We start from the raw sequence: 14,755 nt of genomic DNA, 5'->3' as shown, positions 1-14,755 counted from the left end.
TCCGGCATCGGTGCTACCCGTTGGCCGCGAGCTGGGTAGCACCGATCTGACGAACCTTACTGCGATGTAGTTTTCACGTCAGCGTACCGCCAGCTGCACCTCATTAGCATCGGGACTCATCCCTCCTCAACACCTCAGAGGCACACCATGAAACTCAGACCCGCTTTCATAATCACCACCCTTGGCTTGCTGCTCAGTGCTGCCAATGCGCTGGCCAGCCCGGGCCACAAGAAAGACAGTATTGGGCAACCGGGAGACGGTCAGGCAGTAGATCGCACCATCGAAGTCCGGATGGGGGACATCTTCTTCGAACCCAAAGCAATGGAGATCAAAGCAGGCGAGACAGTTCGCTTCGTCCTGAAAAATGACGGTGCACTGCTACACGAATTCAATCTTGGCAAAGCGGCATCCCATGCCGCGCACCAGAAAGAGATGGCCGCGATGTTTCAGAACGGCACGCTGTCCCCTACAGGTGCACATGACATGAGCAATATGGGCCATGCCATGGGCGGCATGAAGATGGTCGGTATGGAACACGATGACCCCAACAGTGTTCTTGTCGAACCTGGAGCACGCGAAGAGTTGATCTGGACCTTCTCCGCCGCCACCGAACTGGAGTTCGCCTGCAATATTCCAGGACATTATCAGTCGGGAATGGTCGGTAAGGTGACCGTACGCTGACGTTTATTGATACTCGCCAACTCCGTCCAGTCTGAGACACCTATACTGATCCGGCCGCCATTGAAACGAGGCTATTGTCGTGGACCATACCCATCACACCAGTACCACTGAGCCGCCTTTTTGGAAGAGCAAGATTGGCATTGCGCTGATCATGCTGGCCGTAATCGGCATCTTCTATGTAGCGCGTGAGCATTACGGTCATCTTTCGCAGGCCCTGCCGTACCTCATCCTGCTGCTATGCCCGCTGATGCATCTGTTTGGCCACAATCACGGCGGGCACTCCCACTCCAGCAGCACCGCTGTTTCCAAGGACGAAGAAAGGACATAGATCGCATGCAAAAGACCTCCTGCCATCATGACCAGGATCATTCACATAACTCGCACGCCCACTCCGAGAGCCAGCGCGACCCGGTGTGTGGCATGGAGGTCAAACCTGATGGCCCTTATCGCGAGAGCTTTGAAGGGAAGGCCTATCATTTCTGCAGTGCGAAGTGCCTAGAGAAATTCCAAGCAGATCCTCATCAGTACATGAGCCATCAGTCTCATGGGGAGCATCACCAGCACGCGACTCCAGCACCCACATCGACACCTGTAGGTGCTGAATACACCTGCCCGATGCATCCAGAAATCCGTCAACCGGCTCCCGGAAACTGCCCGATCTGCGGGATGACGCTGGAACCTGTCATCCCGGAGCTGGAAGAGGAGGAAAATCCAGAGCTGAAGGACTTCTCGCTGCGGTTCTGGTGGACCCTACCGTTGACCGTCATCGTGACCGTATTGGCGATGGCCGGCCATTCCTTGCAACTGTTTCATGGCACGACCCAGAACTGGGTCGAGCTGGCTCTGGCGACGCCCGTGACGCTATGGGGTGGCTGGGTATTCTTCACCCGCGGCATTGACTCCATCCGCCACCGCAGCCCCAACATGTGGACCCTGATCGGATTAGGAACTGCAGCCGCCTACCTCTACAGCGTGGCAGCCACCCTGGTGCCGCAGTGGTTCCCGGCGGCCTTCGTTCAGGATGGACGCATCGGCGTCTACTTCGAGGCCGCCGCGGTGATCATCTCGCTCACGCTGTTGGGCCAGATGCTCGAACTCAAAGCCCGCTCGCAGACCTCTGCCGCCATTAAGTCACTGCTGGGATTGGCCCCCAAGACTGCCCGGCGCATCAGGCCTGACGGCCAGGAAGAAGATATTCCGCTGACCCACGTCCATCAGGGTGACCACTTGCGTGTCCGGCCGGGCGAAAAAGTCCCGGTGGATGGCACCGTGCTGGAGGGCGAGAGCGCCGTCGACGAGTCGATGCTTACCGGAGAACCGTTACCCGTGACCAAGCGGGTAGGGGATGCCCTTATCGGTGCCACCCTGAACACCCACGGCAGCCTGGTGATGGAGGCGCAGAAGGTCGGTGCCGAGACCATGCTGTCGCAGATCGTTCAGATGGTGGCCAGAGCCCAACGTTCCAAGGCCCCCATGCAGCGTATGGCTGATGCGGTGGCAGGGTATTTCGTGGTCGGGGTGATCCTGATCGCGATTCTGACCTTCTTCGGCTGGGGGCTATTAGGGCCGGAATCAGGCTGGGTATTTGGCCTGATCAATGCGGTGGCGGTGCTAATCATTGCGTGTCCCTGCGCTCTGGGTCTGGCAACCCCGATGTCCGTCATGGTTGCGACTGGCAAGGCCGCTAGCAGCGGTGTGTTGTTCCGCGATGCCAGCGCCATCGAAAATCTATGCAAGATCGACACGCTCATCGTCGACAAGACTGGAACCCTGACTGAGGGGCGTCCCGTATTTCATAGTGCGGAAGGGACAGGCGGTTACGACTCCAATGAAGTGCTGCGCCTGGCTGCTAGTCTCGACCAGGGTAGTGAGCACCCGCTGGCTCATGCCATCGTCGATCATGCGCGCGGTCAGGGCATTGCACTGGTCAAACCGGACACTTTCGAATCTGGCTCGGGTATTGGTGTGCGCGGCCAGGTCGATGACCATCAGCTGCAGCTCGGCAACACCGCACTGATGGACGAGGCGGGCGTCGATATTACCCCGCTGCGCAATCGCGCCGAGCAACTGCGTCTGGAAGGCATCAGCATCATCTATTTGGCCGTTGATGGTCGCCTGGCGGGACTCCTGGCCGTTTCCGATCCGATCAAGCCTACTTCTCAACAGGCTGTCTCCAAGCTTCAAAGCGAAGACGTAAAGGTCATCATGGCCACTGGTGATGGCCTCACCACAGCAAGAGCCGTGGCGAAGCAGCTCGGAATCGAGGAAGTGCATGGTGAGGTCAAACCGCAGGATAAGGAGAAACTGGTCGCCGATTTGCAGGGCTATGGCCGTCGTGTCGCCATGGCGGGTGACGGCATCAACGATGCGCCCGCCCTGGCCAGGTCTGACGTAGGTATCGCCATGGGCACCGGTACCGATGTGGCGATGAACAGCGCCCAAGTGACGCTGGTCAAGGGAGATCTGATGGGCATCCTGCGAGCGCGCACCCTGTCAGTGGCAACCGTGAAAAACATGAGGCAGAACCTCGCCTTTGCGTTCCTCTACAACGCGATGGGAATCCCGCTAGCAGCGGGGCTGCTGTACCCGCTGACGGGGCATCTTCTGTCGCCCTTGATTGCTGCGCTGGCGATGAGTGTCAGCTCGGCGTCGGTGGTCTTCAATGCTCTGAGGTTGAAATCAACGGACATCGGATAGGCTTCCATACCACCGACCAGGTGATTATTCAGAAGCGCATCTGACCGGAAAATGCCGTACGGTAGTTTCCGGTCCGACCTATCTGTCGCAACACATAGTGACGAGGTGACGTTCGATGGACTGTTGCCGCTGCGGGTAGGAGACTGGTCGTCGTTAACCCATGAGGACTCTCCGTGGCCCGCATTCGCAGACTGATTATCAGCAACTTCCGATCTATCCAGGCGCTCGACTGGGTGCCGGCCCCAGGAATTAACTGCCTCATAGGTCCTGGCGATAGTGGAAAGTCCAGCATTCTAGATGCGATTGACCTTTGCGTCGGTGCCCGCCGGGGCGGCACGTTCGGCGACATGGACTTCTTCGCTCTGAACGTCGAAACACCCATCACCATCAATGTGACGCTTGGCGATTTGCCGGTATCGCTGATGGATATCGATGTTTACGGCGAGTTCTTGCGTGGATTCAATCCAGGAACGGGAGAAGTCGAAGACGAACCGCGAGCGGGGCTGGAGACCGTTATCACCTTGCTCCTGCAAGTTGGTGCCGATTTGGAACCTACCTGGACACTTTTTTCTGAGCGTGCGGAGCAGCAGCAACTCGAACGCACTCTTCCCTGGAAGGAACGAGCGGCACTAGCACCCGCCCGTATCGGCAGCTTTGCGAGTTCGAACTTGTCGTGGAGTCGTGGCTCAGTGCTCAATCGACTTACCGATGAGCGCGCCGAGCTTGGTGCTGAACTGGCGCGCGCCGCTAGGCAAGCAAGAGCGAACTTTGGCAATCAAGCAGCCGAACATCTGACCCAGACGCTTGAGGTCGTGCAACGCACAGCACAGCATCTTGGCGTTTCGGTCGGGGCTATGCCTCAGGCGCTCCTTGACGCACATTCTGTGTCGATTGGCGAGGGGGCGATCGCGCTGCACAGTGAAACAGGTATTCCGCTGCGCTCCCTTGGCACGGGCTCGTCACGCTTGCTAGTGGCAGGGCTTCAAAGGGCTGCGGCCAGCGCCGCGCCAATTGCCCTGGTTGATGAGGTGGAATACGGGCTTGAACCTCATCGGCTCATGCGATTCCTGGACTCGCTGGGTGCAAAGGACGCTGCCGCTCCGTTGCAAGTGTTCATGACGACGCACTCGCCGGTCGCGCTGCGCGAGCTGTCCGGCAGCCAGTTATTCGTTGTTCGGTCAGCACCTCAGCGCCACAGTGTTATGCCAGCTGGGGAAGCCAACGAGGTACAAAGTACCCTTCGGAAGGACCCCGAAGCATTCCTCGCCAAATCCATCATCGTTTGCGAGGGGGCCAGCGAGGTTGGCTTCGCGCGTGGCCTTGACCAATGGTGGGTCAGTCTTGGCGCTACCTCATTCCTGGCCCATGGCGGCGCGTATGTGGACGCCGGCGGGGGAAGCCCCGATAACAGTCTTATCCGGGGAACAGCACTTCTGAACTTGGGTTACCGCGTGATGGTTTTTGTAGATGCCGACAAGCCTTCGACCGCGGGGCTCGCTGAAGCATTCTTGGCCGCCGGCGGGCAAATTCTTACATGGCGACCAGGCCTCACGTTGGAGGACGAGATCTTCCGCCATCTCAGTGAGCAAGCACTCGATGCACTTCTGGCGAAAGCCGAAACAATAGTGGGTGCAGAGCTGATGAACGCACACATTCAGACGAAGTCCCAAGGCCGCGTGACGCTGAACGATATCCGAGCCAAGCGACTCGTGGATGGGTACTCACCTGAGAGACGAGAGCTGCTGGGAACCGCATCCCGTATCCGCAACAGCGGCTGGTTCAAGTCGCTGACAACCTATCAGGAGGTTGCAAGGGACATCGTCGGTCCGTCTTTACAGAACGCCGAACCGGGCTTCATGGCAGTCACGAATCAGCTCTGGACGTTTACAAGTGCCCCCTGAGATTGATCTTTTCGCTATCGAGCGTGGCTCCATAACGGCCCCCGCAGGTTGTGGAAAAACGCAATTGATTGCCGAGACGCTCATCGCGCATACGCAGAGCAAACCCATCCTCGTCTTGACACATACGAACGCCGGCGTTGCGGCCTTACGGGCGCGCCTGAGACGAGCCGGTGTTCCTAACTCCGCATATCGAGTCTCCACCATTGACGGATTCTCGATGCGCCTGATCGCTAAGTTCCCAGCGCGAAGCGGCCATAACCCGCAGATCCTACAGCTGCATCAACCCAATACTGACTACCCGGCAATTCGGGAGGCCGCCATGCAGTTGTTGCAGGCCGGTCACCTCGCTCAGCCCCTTCGCGCCACCTATGCACGGTTGCTTGTCGACGAGTACCAAGACTGCAACGTCGTCCAGCACGCCATCGTGTCTGGTTTGGCCCAGGTGCTTCCGACCTGCGTGCTCGGTGACCCGATGCAAGCCATATTCAGCTTCCGTGGCAATCGACTGGTGCATTGGGCGAATGAGGTGCAACCCCTGTTTCCCGCAGCGGGAGAGTTGAGGATACCGTGGCGCTGGCGGCTGGCTGGAGCTGAGAACCTCGGGCAGTGGCTGCTCGCCATAAGGCAACAACTTCAAGCTGGTCAGCCGGTGGATCTGCGCACGGCTCCAGCAGAAGTGCGTTGGGTGCAGCTAAACGCCGGAACCGAAGTTCAGCAGCGACTGGTGGCCGCGAGAACCGAAGCTCCCAACGCTCAGGGTAGCGTCCTCATCATCGGGGACTCCATCAACGTGCAAGGTCGCCATCAGCTCACGAGCCAGACACCCGGTGCCATGGCCGTAGAAGCCGTCGACCTGAGAGATCTCGTCAACTTCGCCAGGAACTTTGACTTGCAGGGTGCCAATGCTCTGGCACAACTTGTGGAGTTTGCTTCCAGCGTAATGACGGGGGTAGGTGCAGCAAACCTGCGAACGCGCGTGGAGTCGCTGCGTGCAGGAAGGGCCCGAACGCCTCCGACCGCGGCCGAGGCTGCGGCGATCGATTTCGTAGCAGCGCCAACATTGGGGCAAGCGCTCCGTGTGATCGATACGCTCGCTGAGCAGCACGGGGCACGTGTATACCGACCGGAGGTTCTGTACTGCTGCCGGTCTGCAATGCAAGCGGTGGTGGGAGGTGCTGCCGACTTTCTGAGTGCAGCCATTCAAGCGCGAGAGCGCAATAGACACCTTGCCCGACCGATCGCAAGACGCTCTGTAGGCAGCACATTACTTCTCAAGGGGCTGGAGGCGGATGTCTCGGTTGTCCTGCATCCTGAGCTTATGACCCCCCAGAATCTATACGTCGCACTGACGAGGGGCGCAAGGCATGTCGTGGTGTGTTCACCAACCCCCATCCTTACGCCCGTGGTAAACGGCTGATCCTTTTGTAGCGCTTACGGGCTTGACCTTGCCATCGTGTCAAGGTCGATACTGTCTGTGCGGTAACTTGAGCCGCGGACGAAATGAGGTGAAAGACATGTTTAGTCTGAGTGTTGCGGGGATGGGCTGTGGCAGTTGCGTGAGCAAAATCACGAAGGCCATTCAAGCTCTGGATCAGGATGCACGAGTAGAAGTGGATCGAGCGGCCGGCAAGGTCACCGTTGAGAGCACAGAAAGTGCCGAATCGATCCGCGAACTCATCCAGGAGCTTGGCTATTCGGCCCAGGTCAGCGCTTGAGCGCTGACCTGCTATCCCACTAAATCTCCAGTTCTGAGAGCTCTTTTAGCCCTGGGATACTGGTGACCTCGTTGGTCATACCTTCTGAACCATCTCGGCCGCGAAGCCAGTTTGAGTGATCGCCTGGCTCGCGCATTTCCAGCGTGTCATAGGAGTACCGCTTGCGCTTGAACAGGCTTTTCAATGCAGCGAACTCGTAGCTTTTTTCGTCTTCTATGCCGACGACTTCTCCTGCAAGCCGCTCCCAGTGACCAACGCCGTCGGCCAGCATTGCCTGATAGGTCTCCGGGTCAAGCAAGGCTTGCTGTTTGAAATGAATGATGTGGTGAGTCATAGAAGCGCTCGGAGTGGCCAAAGAGAGAGCGCTAGCCCAAAGGTTCCGGGTCATTCGTGTAATAGCTGGCCGCGCTTTAGCAAACCGTCGTTGACCCACAACTTCAACCAGGTCGCGGCTTGCAAGGGAGCTTGCTCGCCATGCGTGGCGCTCAACGACTCGCAGAGTTCAGCGAACGATCCGCCCTCGATGAGAAACTGCAATGCCGAAGCCTCCGCTGGCTCCAGGCTCCGGTACTGGCAGACGAGTTCATGACGCCAAACAAGACAGGCTAGGTTCGTTGGCAGGCGGGTAACATCAGGCAGCAAGCTGCCGGACTTGGCGGCTTTCCACAACTCCAGCGTGTTGTACTGCAGCTGCAACCACCGGGCAGATGCAGTCAGGGAAACCCTGAGTGAAATCCAGTCTTCAGCCGAAAAATCACTCATGGTCTCCAGCGAAAGCGCTTCGACATCCTGAGCGTCGAAGGCCAGTGTAAAGGCCCATTCCAGTTCCGCGAGTTCGCGCATCGGCGATAGTTGGGGTTCTTCGACGTAGCTGCTAATGAACTCGGGCAGCTTCTCGCCCAGCCAGCGAATGCTGAAATGTCGTGGTGGCCAGGCGGCCAAGTAGGCCAGTGCGAGCTGCTCGAATGATTCGTTGCCGATCCAGTGAAGCAGGGCAGGGAAGTCTTCTCGCAAGACCGCAAGCAGGCGCGAACGGTAAGCGTTGTGGTAGATCTGCAGGCCTTCGAGAGCACTCAGCGCTGTGCTACCTCGGATCTGCTCCAAAAGCTTGTTGGAGGGCAGGGCACTGTCACCTGTCAGGTAAGTTTCAAATGCAGTCTGTAGGGCGATCAGGCTCAAGGGGTGGCCCCCGATATCACAGATTTGGCGATAGCACGGGCATGTGCTAATTCGGACAACAGCTCTTCCAGCGGCGGAAACTGGTCATCCCGCTCGATCAAGGTCGATGTCGGGCCCAAGTAGCTCAAAGTCTTGCTGTAGAGAGACCAAACCGGATCAGCGATGGGCTGGTCATGGGTGTCGATGAGGTACTGCCCGTAATCGCTGTGCCCGGCCAGGTGAATTTGCCGAATCCGCTCGTGCGGCAATTCCATGATGAACTGCCAAGGGTCGAAACCCTGGTTGCGCGAACTGACGTAGACGTTGTTCACGTCGAGAAGCAGCTCGCACCCGGTCAGGTAACTGAGCTCCGAGAGGAACTGAGACTCGCTCATGCTGGATGTTGTCCACTGCACGTAGGAGGAAACGTTCTCCAGCACGATGGGACGTTCCAAAACATCCTGCACCAAGCGCACCCGGGCCGCGACATGCAGCAGGCTCTCCTGGGTAAACGGCAGCGGTAGCAGATCGTGAAGTTGATGGGCGTTGCCTCGACTCCAGCACAGGTGATCAGACACCCACTGAGGCTGCACCCGATCCGCCAGCTGCTTGAGCTGTCGTAGGTAGTCTATGTCCAAGGCATGTGAGCCGCCAATCGAAAGAGATACTCCGTGCATCACCAGGGGGTAGTGCTCGCCGATCGCATCAAGGAAGTAGAGAGCCTTGCCGCCCTCCACCAGGTAATTCTCGGAAATGATCTCGAACCAGTCGACCGCAGGCCGTTCCTCCAGGATCTGCCGGTAATACTCGTTGCGAAGGCCAAGACCGAAACCCAGAGTTTTGCGCTTACTCATTCGAGACTCCAGCAGGGGAGTGGCATGCACTCCCCTGAACCGCCTTATTCGCTGGTTTTGCCACCGGCTTCGTCACATTTGGCCTGGGTCATCAACTTGAACCCCTGGCCTTTGCATTCGCCTTGGCCTTTGCAGTCGTTTTTCGCGGTCATGCAGTCGTTCTGCCCTTTGCAACCATTGACCCCGAAGCATTTCACTTCTGCTGCTTTGGTGTCCTGGGCCGCCTGGACGGGCAGGGTGGAGAACAGGCTGGCGGCTACCAGAGCCAGGGCGGCACCGGTAGCTACGTTGGATTTGTTCGACATAGTGGCTATTTCTCTTGATTGTTTGATGGTCGCGATCCGTCGGTGCGAATGAGCGAGTTAGCTCAGGCATTGCTGCCGAGCAGGCCCATGGAATCCGCAAGGCTTCTCGGGCAAGAAGACAGTACCGAGCCTTCAGGAGGGCCTACAAGAAAGAAATAGCAACCTGACAGAACTGTAATGTTCAGATCAGGTTGCTGACAGGGCTTCGTGGTTAACGTAACAGCGAGCTTAAGGCTCGCCCCCACTAGTTACGGGGGCTTCTAAACTTACGAGGATTCACGAAATGAAATCGATCAAAACCCTGTTTGTAGTTGCTGCCCTGAGTGCTTCCACTCTGGCGATGGCCGAAGGCGGTGCCGATCGCACGTTTGCACGCATGGAGCAGGCCCGTCAGGTCTCGCTGGAAGCGTATCAGCTGGCCAAGCAGCAGAAGGATGGAGCTCCCGTCGCCGGCAGCCAAGCCAAACAGGCGGAACACGCCAACTGCTGAGCCCCTTCAACCTTACAGAAATGTAATCACCCGGATGGTTGAGATATGGCAGTTTTATACTGCTTGGTGTCGGGGGGACTTGCGCAGCACGCAAGGCTTGAAGATCAAATCTCCCAATACTGGAGCAGTCAATGAACCCGAGACCGGATGCACATCACCGGCTCATCTGACGGATTGGACATAACGGCATGCAAAGCAAAACCACAAGACGTACTTTCGTCAAAGGCCTCGCCGCCGCCGGTATTCTCGGCGGCATGGGCATGTGGCGCACGCCGGTCTGGGCGGTAACCAGCCCAGGTCAGCCGAACGTGCTGAGCGGTAACGATTTCGACCTGTTTATCGGAGAGACTCCGGTAAACATCACCGGCGCAGCGCGTACCGCCATGACGATCAATGGCTCGCTGCCAGGCCCAATCCTGCGCTGGCGGGAGGGCGAGACCGTGACGTTGCGCGTACGCAACCGCCTCAAGGAGGACACGTCCATTCACTGGCACGGCATTATCCTGCCGGCGAACATGGATGGCGTTCCGGGCCTGAGCTTCCATGGCATCGCCCCCGACGGCATGTATGAGTACAAGTTCAAGGTCAACCAGAACGGCACCTACTGGTATCACAGCCACTCGGGGCTCCAGGAGCAAGTCGGCGTATACGGCGCGCTGGTCATCGACGCCAAGGAACCCGAGCCCTTCAGTTACGACCGTGATTATGTCGTGCTGCTGAGCGACTGGACCGATGAAAATCCAGCGCGGGTACTGGCCAAGCTCAAAAAGCAGTCGGACTACTACAACTACCACAAGCGCACCGTTGGTGATTTCATCAATGACGTGAGCGAGATGGGGTGGTCCGCTGCGGTAGCCGATCGCAAGATGTGGGCCGAGATGAAGATGAGCCCGACGGATCTCGCTGACGTCAGTGGCTACACCTACACCTACCTGATGAATGGCCAGGCACCTGATGGCAACTGGACCGGCATATTCAAACCGGGCGAAAAGATCCGCCTGCGCTTCATCAACGCCTCGGCGATGACCTATTTCGATGTGCGCATCCCAGGCCTGAAGATGACTGTGGTTGCGGCCGATGGTCTGCACGTCAAACCGGTCAGCGTCGACGAGTTCCGTATCGCCGTGGCCGAGACCTACGACGTGATCATCGAACCAGACAGCGAACAGGCCTATACCGTGTTTGCCCAATCCATGGACCGCACTGGCTATGCGCGCGGCACCCTTGCGGTACAGGAAGGGTTGAGTGCACCGGTACCAAGCCCTGACCCGCGCCCACTGATTGCCATGGGTGACATGGGCATGGACCACGGCAGCATGGGCGGCATGGATCATGGGAGCATGGCCGGGATGGATCACGGCAGTATGTCGGGCATAGATCATGGGAGCATGCAGGGTGGCATGGCCGGCATGGATCACAGCCAGATGGCGGGAATGGATCATTCGGGCATGGCAGGCATGGCAGGCATGGCAGGTGCCATGCAGGCACACCCAGCCTCAGAGACCAACAACCCGCTGGTCGATATGCAAACCATGACACCAACGCATAAGTTGGACGACCCAGGTATTGGTTTGCGAGACAACGGCCGACGCGTCCTCACGTACTCTGACCTGCGCAGCACCTTCCCTGATCCGGACGGGCGTGAGCCAAGTCGCACCATCGAGCTGCACCTCACCGGGCATATGGAGAAATTCTCCTGGTCCTTCGATGGAATCAAGTTCTCTGACGCCGAGCCTCTGCGCCTCAAGTACGGCGAGCGTGTTCGCATCACGCTGGTCAACGACACCATGATGACTCACCCGATCCATCTTCATGGCATGTGGAGTGATCTGGAGGATGCGAACGGCAATTTCCTGGTGCGTAAACACACCATCGACATGCCGCCAGGTTCCAAGCGCAGCTATCGGGTGACCGCCGATGCGTTGGGTCGTTGGGCCTATCACTGCCACCTGTTGCTCCACATGGAAATGGGCATGTTCCGTGAAGTTCGTGTGGATGAGTAAAGGAGATTTCTGATGAGCACTTTTATGAAGCGAAATGCCCTGGCTGGCAGCGCAGTCATGTTCAGCCTATTGGCTGCCCTGCACGCACCGGTTTCGTTGGCAGGTGAGGGGCACAGTGAGCACGAACAACATGCTGCCGAATCGGCTGTGCCCAAGACCGCCAGTGGCAATCACGCAGATCAGTCGAAGGATAAGGCGGCTGGCCAGCATATGGATCATGGCGCCATGGATCACGGAGACATGAAGCATGACGGCATGAATCACGAAAACATGATGGATAAGCATGGCGGCACCGAAGCCGAAGCAGGTTCGAACCATGACCACTAGGTTTTCACGTCCATCTCTCTTGGCGCTGGCTGTGTCGCTGAGTGCGTTCAGCGGCGGCGTTACTTTGGCTGCGGAAGAAATGGATCATTCGGCAATGGGGCACGGCACCATGTCGATGGACCATAGCCAGATGAGCCACGGCGCTACCAAAGCGCCGATGGAGGGCATGGATCACAGCAAGATGGACCATGGTGCCATGCAGGGTGCTTCGGGCAGCATGGATCATAGCCAGATGGGCCACAGCCAGAGCCAGAGCCAAGAAAAGGCTCCAGCCATGGACCACAGCAAGATGGATCACGGCGCCATGCAGGGTGCTTCGGGCAGCATGGATCATAGCCAGATGGGCCACGGCCAGAGCCAAGAGAAGGCCCAGGCTATGGATCACAGCAAGATGGGGCATGGCGCCATGCAAGGACAGATGGAGGGCATGGATCATTCAAAGATGAACCATGGCTCCGCTGAAGCCCCGAGAACCACCAGCCGTACGCCGATTCCCGTTCTGACGGATGCTGATCGCCAAGCGGCTTTCCCGCCATTACCTGGCCACAAGGTTCACGACAGCGCCATCAACAGTTTTTTCCTGCTCGATCAGCTCGAATACCAGGACGCAGATGAGGGCAGCACCCTGGCCTGGGATGCGTCGGGCTGGGTAGGCGGTGATATCAACCGGGTCTGGTTCCGCTCCGAAGGCGAGCGTACCAACGGCGTGACCGAGGATGCTGAATTACAGCTGCTGTACGGCCGCTCGATCGGCCCTTGGTGGGATGTCGTCGCGGGCGTTCGCCAGGACTTCAAACCGGAGTCGCCGCAGACTTGGGCCGCCTTCGGTATCCAGGGCATGGCGCTTTACGCCTTTGAGGCCGAAGCCACGGCCTTCGTCGGCGAGAATGGCCAAACTGCTGCCCGACTGGAGGGCGAGTACGACATTCTGCTGACCAACCGGCTGATTCTCCAGCCAACTGCCGAAATGAACTTCTACGGCAAGAACGATCCTGAGCGAGGTGTGGGGTCTGGGTTGGCAAATACCGAGCTCGGCTTGCGTCTGCGTTACGAGATTGTCAGGCAGTTTGCCCCCTATATCGGGGTTTCCTGGAGCCGCTCCTATGGCAACACGGCAGACATGGTGCGCGACGATGGCGGTGATGTAGACGAGGCGCGTTTTGTCGCCGGTATCCGGATGTGGTTTTGAGAACCTGACATGAAAAGAACAATTAAAACTTTGGTGGCGGCCGGCGTGGTGGGTAGCACAGCTGTCCTGGCCGGCGCCTACTTTGGCGTGGTCAACGTGGGGGCCGACGATCCCCATTTTCCTGCAGTGCATGCGTTTCTCACGATGGCCCGTGACCGCTCTATCGAAGTCCGTTCGCGGGACATCGAGGTTCCCAACCTGGATGATCAAGCTCTTATTCGCGCCGGTGCGGGCAACTACAACTCCATGTGTATCGGCTGTCATTTGGCGCCAGGTGTGGCGGAGACCGAGCTAAGCCAATCGCTTTATCCTGCGCCCCCCAACCTCGCCAAGATCGGTGTCGATGGCAATCCGTCAGCAGCGTTCTGGGTGATCAAGCATGGCATCAAGGCAACGGGTATGCCTGCGTGGGGCAAGAGCATGGGAGACGAGTACATCTGGGGCATGGTTGCCTTCCTCAACCAACTGCCGACGATGGATGCCAAGCAATACCAAACACTCGTCGCATCCAGTGGCGGCCATCAGCACGGTGGTGGGGAAACGCAGATGCATAACCATGAAGGACAGCACGGCGACAACAAGCCTGGCCATCATGACAATAGTGGCGGTGGCGATGACCATCATGGATCAGGTGATGCTGGAGAGCCTGGTCATCACGATGCCGCGGCTACGGATAGCGAGGGTGGCTCCGCACCTAAGGCAGGTCACCATTCGGATATGAGTGGCGATGACCACCATGCTGGAGATGAGGCGTCGTCCAACGGAGGTGATCATCACGCCGAGCAGGCTCCGAACGCCTCGCCCAAGACCCACACCCACGCCGATGGCAAAGAGCACGTACATGAAAGCTAAATATCTGGCCTTACTGGCCGCTCTCTCCGTCACGTCTGCGGTTCAAGCAGCTGATGCCCTGACGATTGATGTCCATCGTGATGCCAATTGCGGATGTTGCAAGAAGTGGATTTCACACCTCGAAGCGAATGGCTTCAAAGTCGTCGACCATGTTGAAAGCAACATGACAGCAGTGAAGCAAAGACTGGGCGTCGCGCCACGGTTAGCGTCTTGCCACACCGCGGTGATTGACGGCAAGTTCGTCGAAGGTCATGTGCCGGCGGCTCAGGTCATCGAACTCACCAAGCGCGATGATCTGCTGGGCATCGCTGTTCCCGGGATGCCGGCGGGCTCCCCCGGCATGGAAGTCGATGGCGTACAGCATGCCTACCAGGTCATTGGCTTGACCAAGACGGGTTCTGATCAGGTCGTTGCAGAATATCCCGCCCAGTAGTACTGCCTGCCAGCACGGCCGCTTGTGTGTAGTGGCCGACTCATTTTCATACGTCCTTTAACCTAAGTAAAAAAGGCGCCCTAGGGCGCCAAGGGCTGTCTCCAAACCAAAGGAGCACTACGAGGGGACAGCAGGACCAAGGAGCGAGCA

General features: G+C 58.2%; 16 protein-coding genes. 12 read left to right on the top strand and 4 right to left on the bottom strand.

From position 1 onward, the window contains the following. Window positions 1-147 precede the first annotated feature (147 nt). From H3221_RS22045 to H3221_RS22020, 6 genes are all read left to right on the top strand, one after another. Complete coding sequence (locus tag H3221_RS22045; protein ID WP_003246762.1) at window positions 148-681, top strand: cupredoxin domain-containing protein; 534 nt, start codon at window positions 148-150, stop codon at window positions 679-681. A 79-nt stretch (window positions 682-760) separates the two neighbouring features. Further along, window positions 761-1,009: a DUF2933 domain-containing protein gene (locus H3221_RS22040; RefSeq protein ID WP_003246761.1), complete on the top strand. Its 249-nt coding sequence runs from the start codon at window positions 761-763 to the stop codon at window positions 1,007-1,009. Window positions 1,010-1,014: 5 nt separating this feature from the next. Further along, window positions 1,015-3,378, top strand: a complete 2,364-nt coding sequence (locus H3221_RS22035) for a heavy metal translocating P-type ATPase (protein WP_196475890.1) — start codon at window positions 1,015-1,017, stop codon at window positions 3,376-3,378. A gap of 173 nt (window positions 3,379-3,551) precedes the next feature. Continuing rightward, window positions 3,552-5,279: an ATP-dependent nuclease gene (locus H3221_RS22030; RefSeq protein WP_192985578.1), complete on the top strand. Its 1,728-nt coding sequence runs from the start codon at window positions 3,552-3,554 to the stop codon at window positions 5,277-5,279. Beyond that, window positions 5,269-6,696, top strand: coding sequence for a UvrD-helicase domain-containing protein (locus H3221_RS22025; protein ID WP_033725463.1), 1,428 nt, complete (start codon window positions 5,269-5,271; stop codon window positions 6,694-6,696). Before H3221_RS22030 ends, H3221_RS22025 begins: the two co-directional genes overlap by 11 nt. 97 nt (window positions 6,697-6,793) lie before the next feature. Next, a complete protein-coding gene (locus H3221_RS22020; RefSeq protein ID WP_003246756.1) occupies window positions 6,794-6,994 on the top strand; it encodes a heavy-metal-associated domain-containing protein in 201 nt (66 codons plus the stop codon). Window positions 6,995-7,013: 19 nt separating this feature from the next. Here H3221_RS22020 and H3221_RS22015 read toward each other — a convergent pair whose 3' ends face one another. The 4 genes from H3221_RS22015 to bufA2 are packed head-to-tail and all read right to left on the bottom strand — an operon-like array spanning window position 7,014 to window position 9,311. Beyond that, a complete protein-coding gene (locus H3221_RS22015) occupies window positions 7,014-7,328 on the bottom strand; it encodes a hypothetical protein (protein ID WP_161867429.1) in 315 nt (104 codons plus the stop codon). Window positions 7,329-7,378: 50 nt separating this feature from the next. Then, window positions 7,379-8,173 carry an HvfC/BufC N-terminal domain-containing protein gene (locus H3221_RS22010; protein WP_161867430.1) on the bottom strand — a complete coding sequence of 265 codons (795 nt, stop codon included), beginning with the start codon at window positions 8,171-8,173 and terminating at the stop codon, window positions 7,379-7,381. Further along, on the bottom strand, window positions 8,170-9,006 hold the full coding sequence (gene bufB / locus H3221_RS22005) for an MNIO family bufferin maturase (RefSeq protein WP_004374664.1): 837 nt from the start codon (window positions 9,004-9,006) through the stop codon (window positions 8,170-8,172). The genes H3221_RS22010 and bufB overlap by 4 nt, the downstream gene beginning before the upstream one ends. A gap of 44 nt (window positions 9,007-9,050) precedes the next feature. Then, a complete protein-coding gene (gene bufA2 / locus H3221_RS22000; protein WP_003246752.1) occupies window positions 9,051-9,311 on the bottom strand; it encodes a BufA2 family periplasmic bufferin-type metallophore in 261 nt (86 codons plus the stop codon). 283 nt (window positions 9,312-9,594) lie between these two features. Here bufA2 and H3221_RS21995 point away from each other — a divergent pair, with 283 nt between their 5' ends. The 6 genes from H3221_RS21995 to H3221_RS21970 all read left to right on the top strand — a co-directional run bounded on the left by H3221_RS21995 (window position 9,595) and on the right by H3221_RS21970 (window position 14,605). Beyond that, complete coding sequence (locus H3221_RS21995; protein ID WP_003246751.1) at window positions 9,595-9,801, top strand: co-regulatory protein PtrA N-terminal domain-containing protein; 207 nt, start codon at window positions 9,595-9,597, stop codon at window positions 9,799-9,801. 188 nt (window positions 9,802-9,989) lie between these two features. Continuing rightward, complete coding sequence (locus H3221_RS21990; protein ID WP_196475889.1) at window positions 9,990-11,804, top strand: copper resistance system multicopper oxidase; 1,815 nt, start codon at window positions 9,990-9,992, stop codon at window positions 11,802-11,804. Window positions 11,805-11,816: 12 nt separating this feature from the next. Beyond that, complete coding sequence (locus H3221_RS21985) at window positions 11,817-12,131, top strand: hypothetical protein (protein ID WP_009686150.1); 315 nt, start codon at window positions 11,817-11,819, stop codon at window positions 12,129-12,131. After that, window positions 12,121-13,320, top strand: coding sequence for a copper resistance protein B (locus tag H3221_RS21980; RefSeq protein WP_196475888.1), 1,200 nt, complete (start codon window positions 12,121-12,123; stop codon window positions 13,318-13,320). The genes H3221_RS21985 and H3221_RS21980 overlap by 11 nt, the downstream gene beginning before the upstream one ends. 9 nt (window positions 13,321-13,329) lie before the next feature. Next, window positions 13,330-14,172, top strand: coding sequence for a c-type cytochrome (locus H3221_RS21975; RefSeq protein WP_003139525.1), 843 nt, complete (start codon window positions 13,330-13,332; stop codon window positions 14,170-14,172). Continuing rightward, window positions 14,162-14,605 (top strand): DUF411 domain-containing protein, encoded by a 444-nt coding sequence (locus H3221_RS21970; protein ID WP_003246746.1) that lies wholly within the window; start codon window positions 14,162-14,164, stop codon window positions 14,603-14,605. The genes H3221_RS21975 and H3221_RS21970 overlap by 11 nt, the downstream gene beginning before the upstream one ends. The last annotated feature ends 150 nt before the right edge of the window (window positions 14,606-14,755 follow it).

It is taken from the genome of Pseudomonas chaetocerotis (genome assembly GCF_015712105.2).
Lineage (GTDB): Bacteria > Pseudomonadota > Gammaproteobacteria > Pseudomonadales > Pseudomonadaceae > Aquipseudomonas > Aquipseudomonas chaetocerotis.
Note: the sequence above shows the minus strand (reverse complement) of the source record. Positions and strands in the feature narration are given on the sequence as shown.

What these genes read in the sequence shown, in the direction of transcription:
- H3221_RS22045 (WP_003246762.1), top strand. Translation starts at nt 148, where the DNA reads ATGAAACTCAGACCCGCTTTCATAATCACCACCCTTGGCTTGCTGCTC.
- H3221_RS22035 (WP_196475890.1), top strand. Translation starts at nt 1,015, where the DNA reads ATGCAAAAGACCTCCTGCCATCATGACCAGGATCATTCACATAACTCG.
- H3221_RS22020 (WP_003246756.1), top strand. Translation starts at nt 6,794, where the DNA reads ATGTTTAGTCTGAGTGTTGCGGGGATGGGCTGTGGCAGTTGCGTGAGC.
- H3221_RS22015 (WP_161867429.1), bottom strand. Translation starts at nt 7,328, where the DNA reads ATGACTCACCACATCATTCATTTCAAACAGCAAGCCTTGCTTGACCCG.
- bufB (WP_004374664.1), bottom strand. Translation starts at nt 9,006, where the DNA reads ATGAGTAAGCGCAAAACTCTGGGTTTCGGTCTTGGCCTTCGCAACGAG.
- bufA2 (WP_003246752.1), bottom strand. Translation starts at nt 9,311, where the DNA reads ATGTCGAACAAATCCAACGTAGCTACCGGTGCCGCCCTGGCTCTGGTA.
- H3221_RS21995 (WP_003246751.1), top strand. Translation starts at nt 9,595, where the DNA reads ATGAAATCGATCAAAACCCTGTTTGTAGTTGCTGCCCTGAGTGCTTCC.
- H3221_RS21990 (WP_196475889.1), top strand. Translation starts at nt 9,990, where the DNA reads ATGCAAAGCAAAACCACAAGACGTACTTTCGTCAAAGGCCTCGCCGCC.
- H3221_RS21985 (WP_009686150.1), top strand. Translation starts at nt 11,817, where the DNA reads ATGAGCACTTTTATGAAGCGAAATGCCCTGGCTGGCAGCGCAGTCATG.
- H3221_RS21980 (WP_196475888.1), top strand. Translation starts at nt 12,121, where the DNA reads ATGACCACTAGGTTTTCACGTCCATCTCTCTTGGCGCTGGCTGTGTCG.
- H3221_RS21975 (WP_003139525.1), top strand. Translation starts at nt 13,330, where the DNA reads ATGAAAAGAACAATTAAAACTTTGGTGGCGGCCGGCGTGGTGGGTAGC.
- H3221_RS21970 (WP_003246746.1), top strand. Translation starts at nt 14,162, where the DNA reads ATGAAAGCTAAATATCTGGCCTTACTGGCCGCTCTCTCCGTCACGTCT.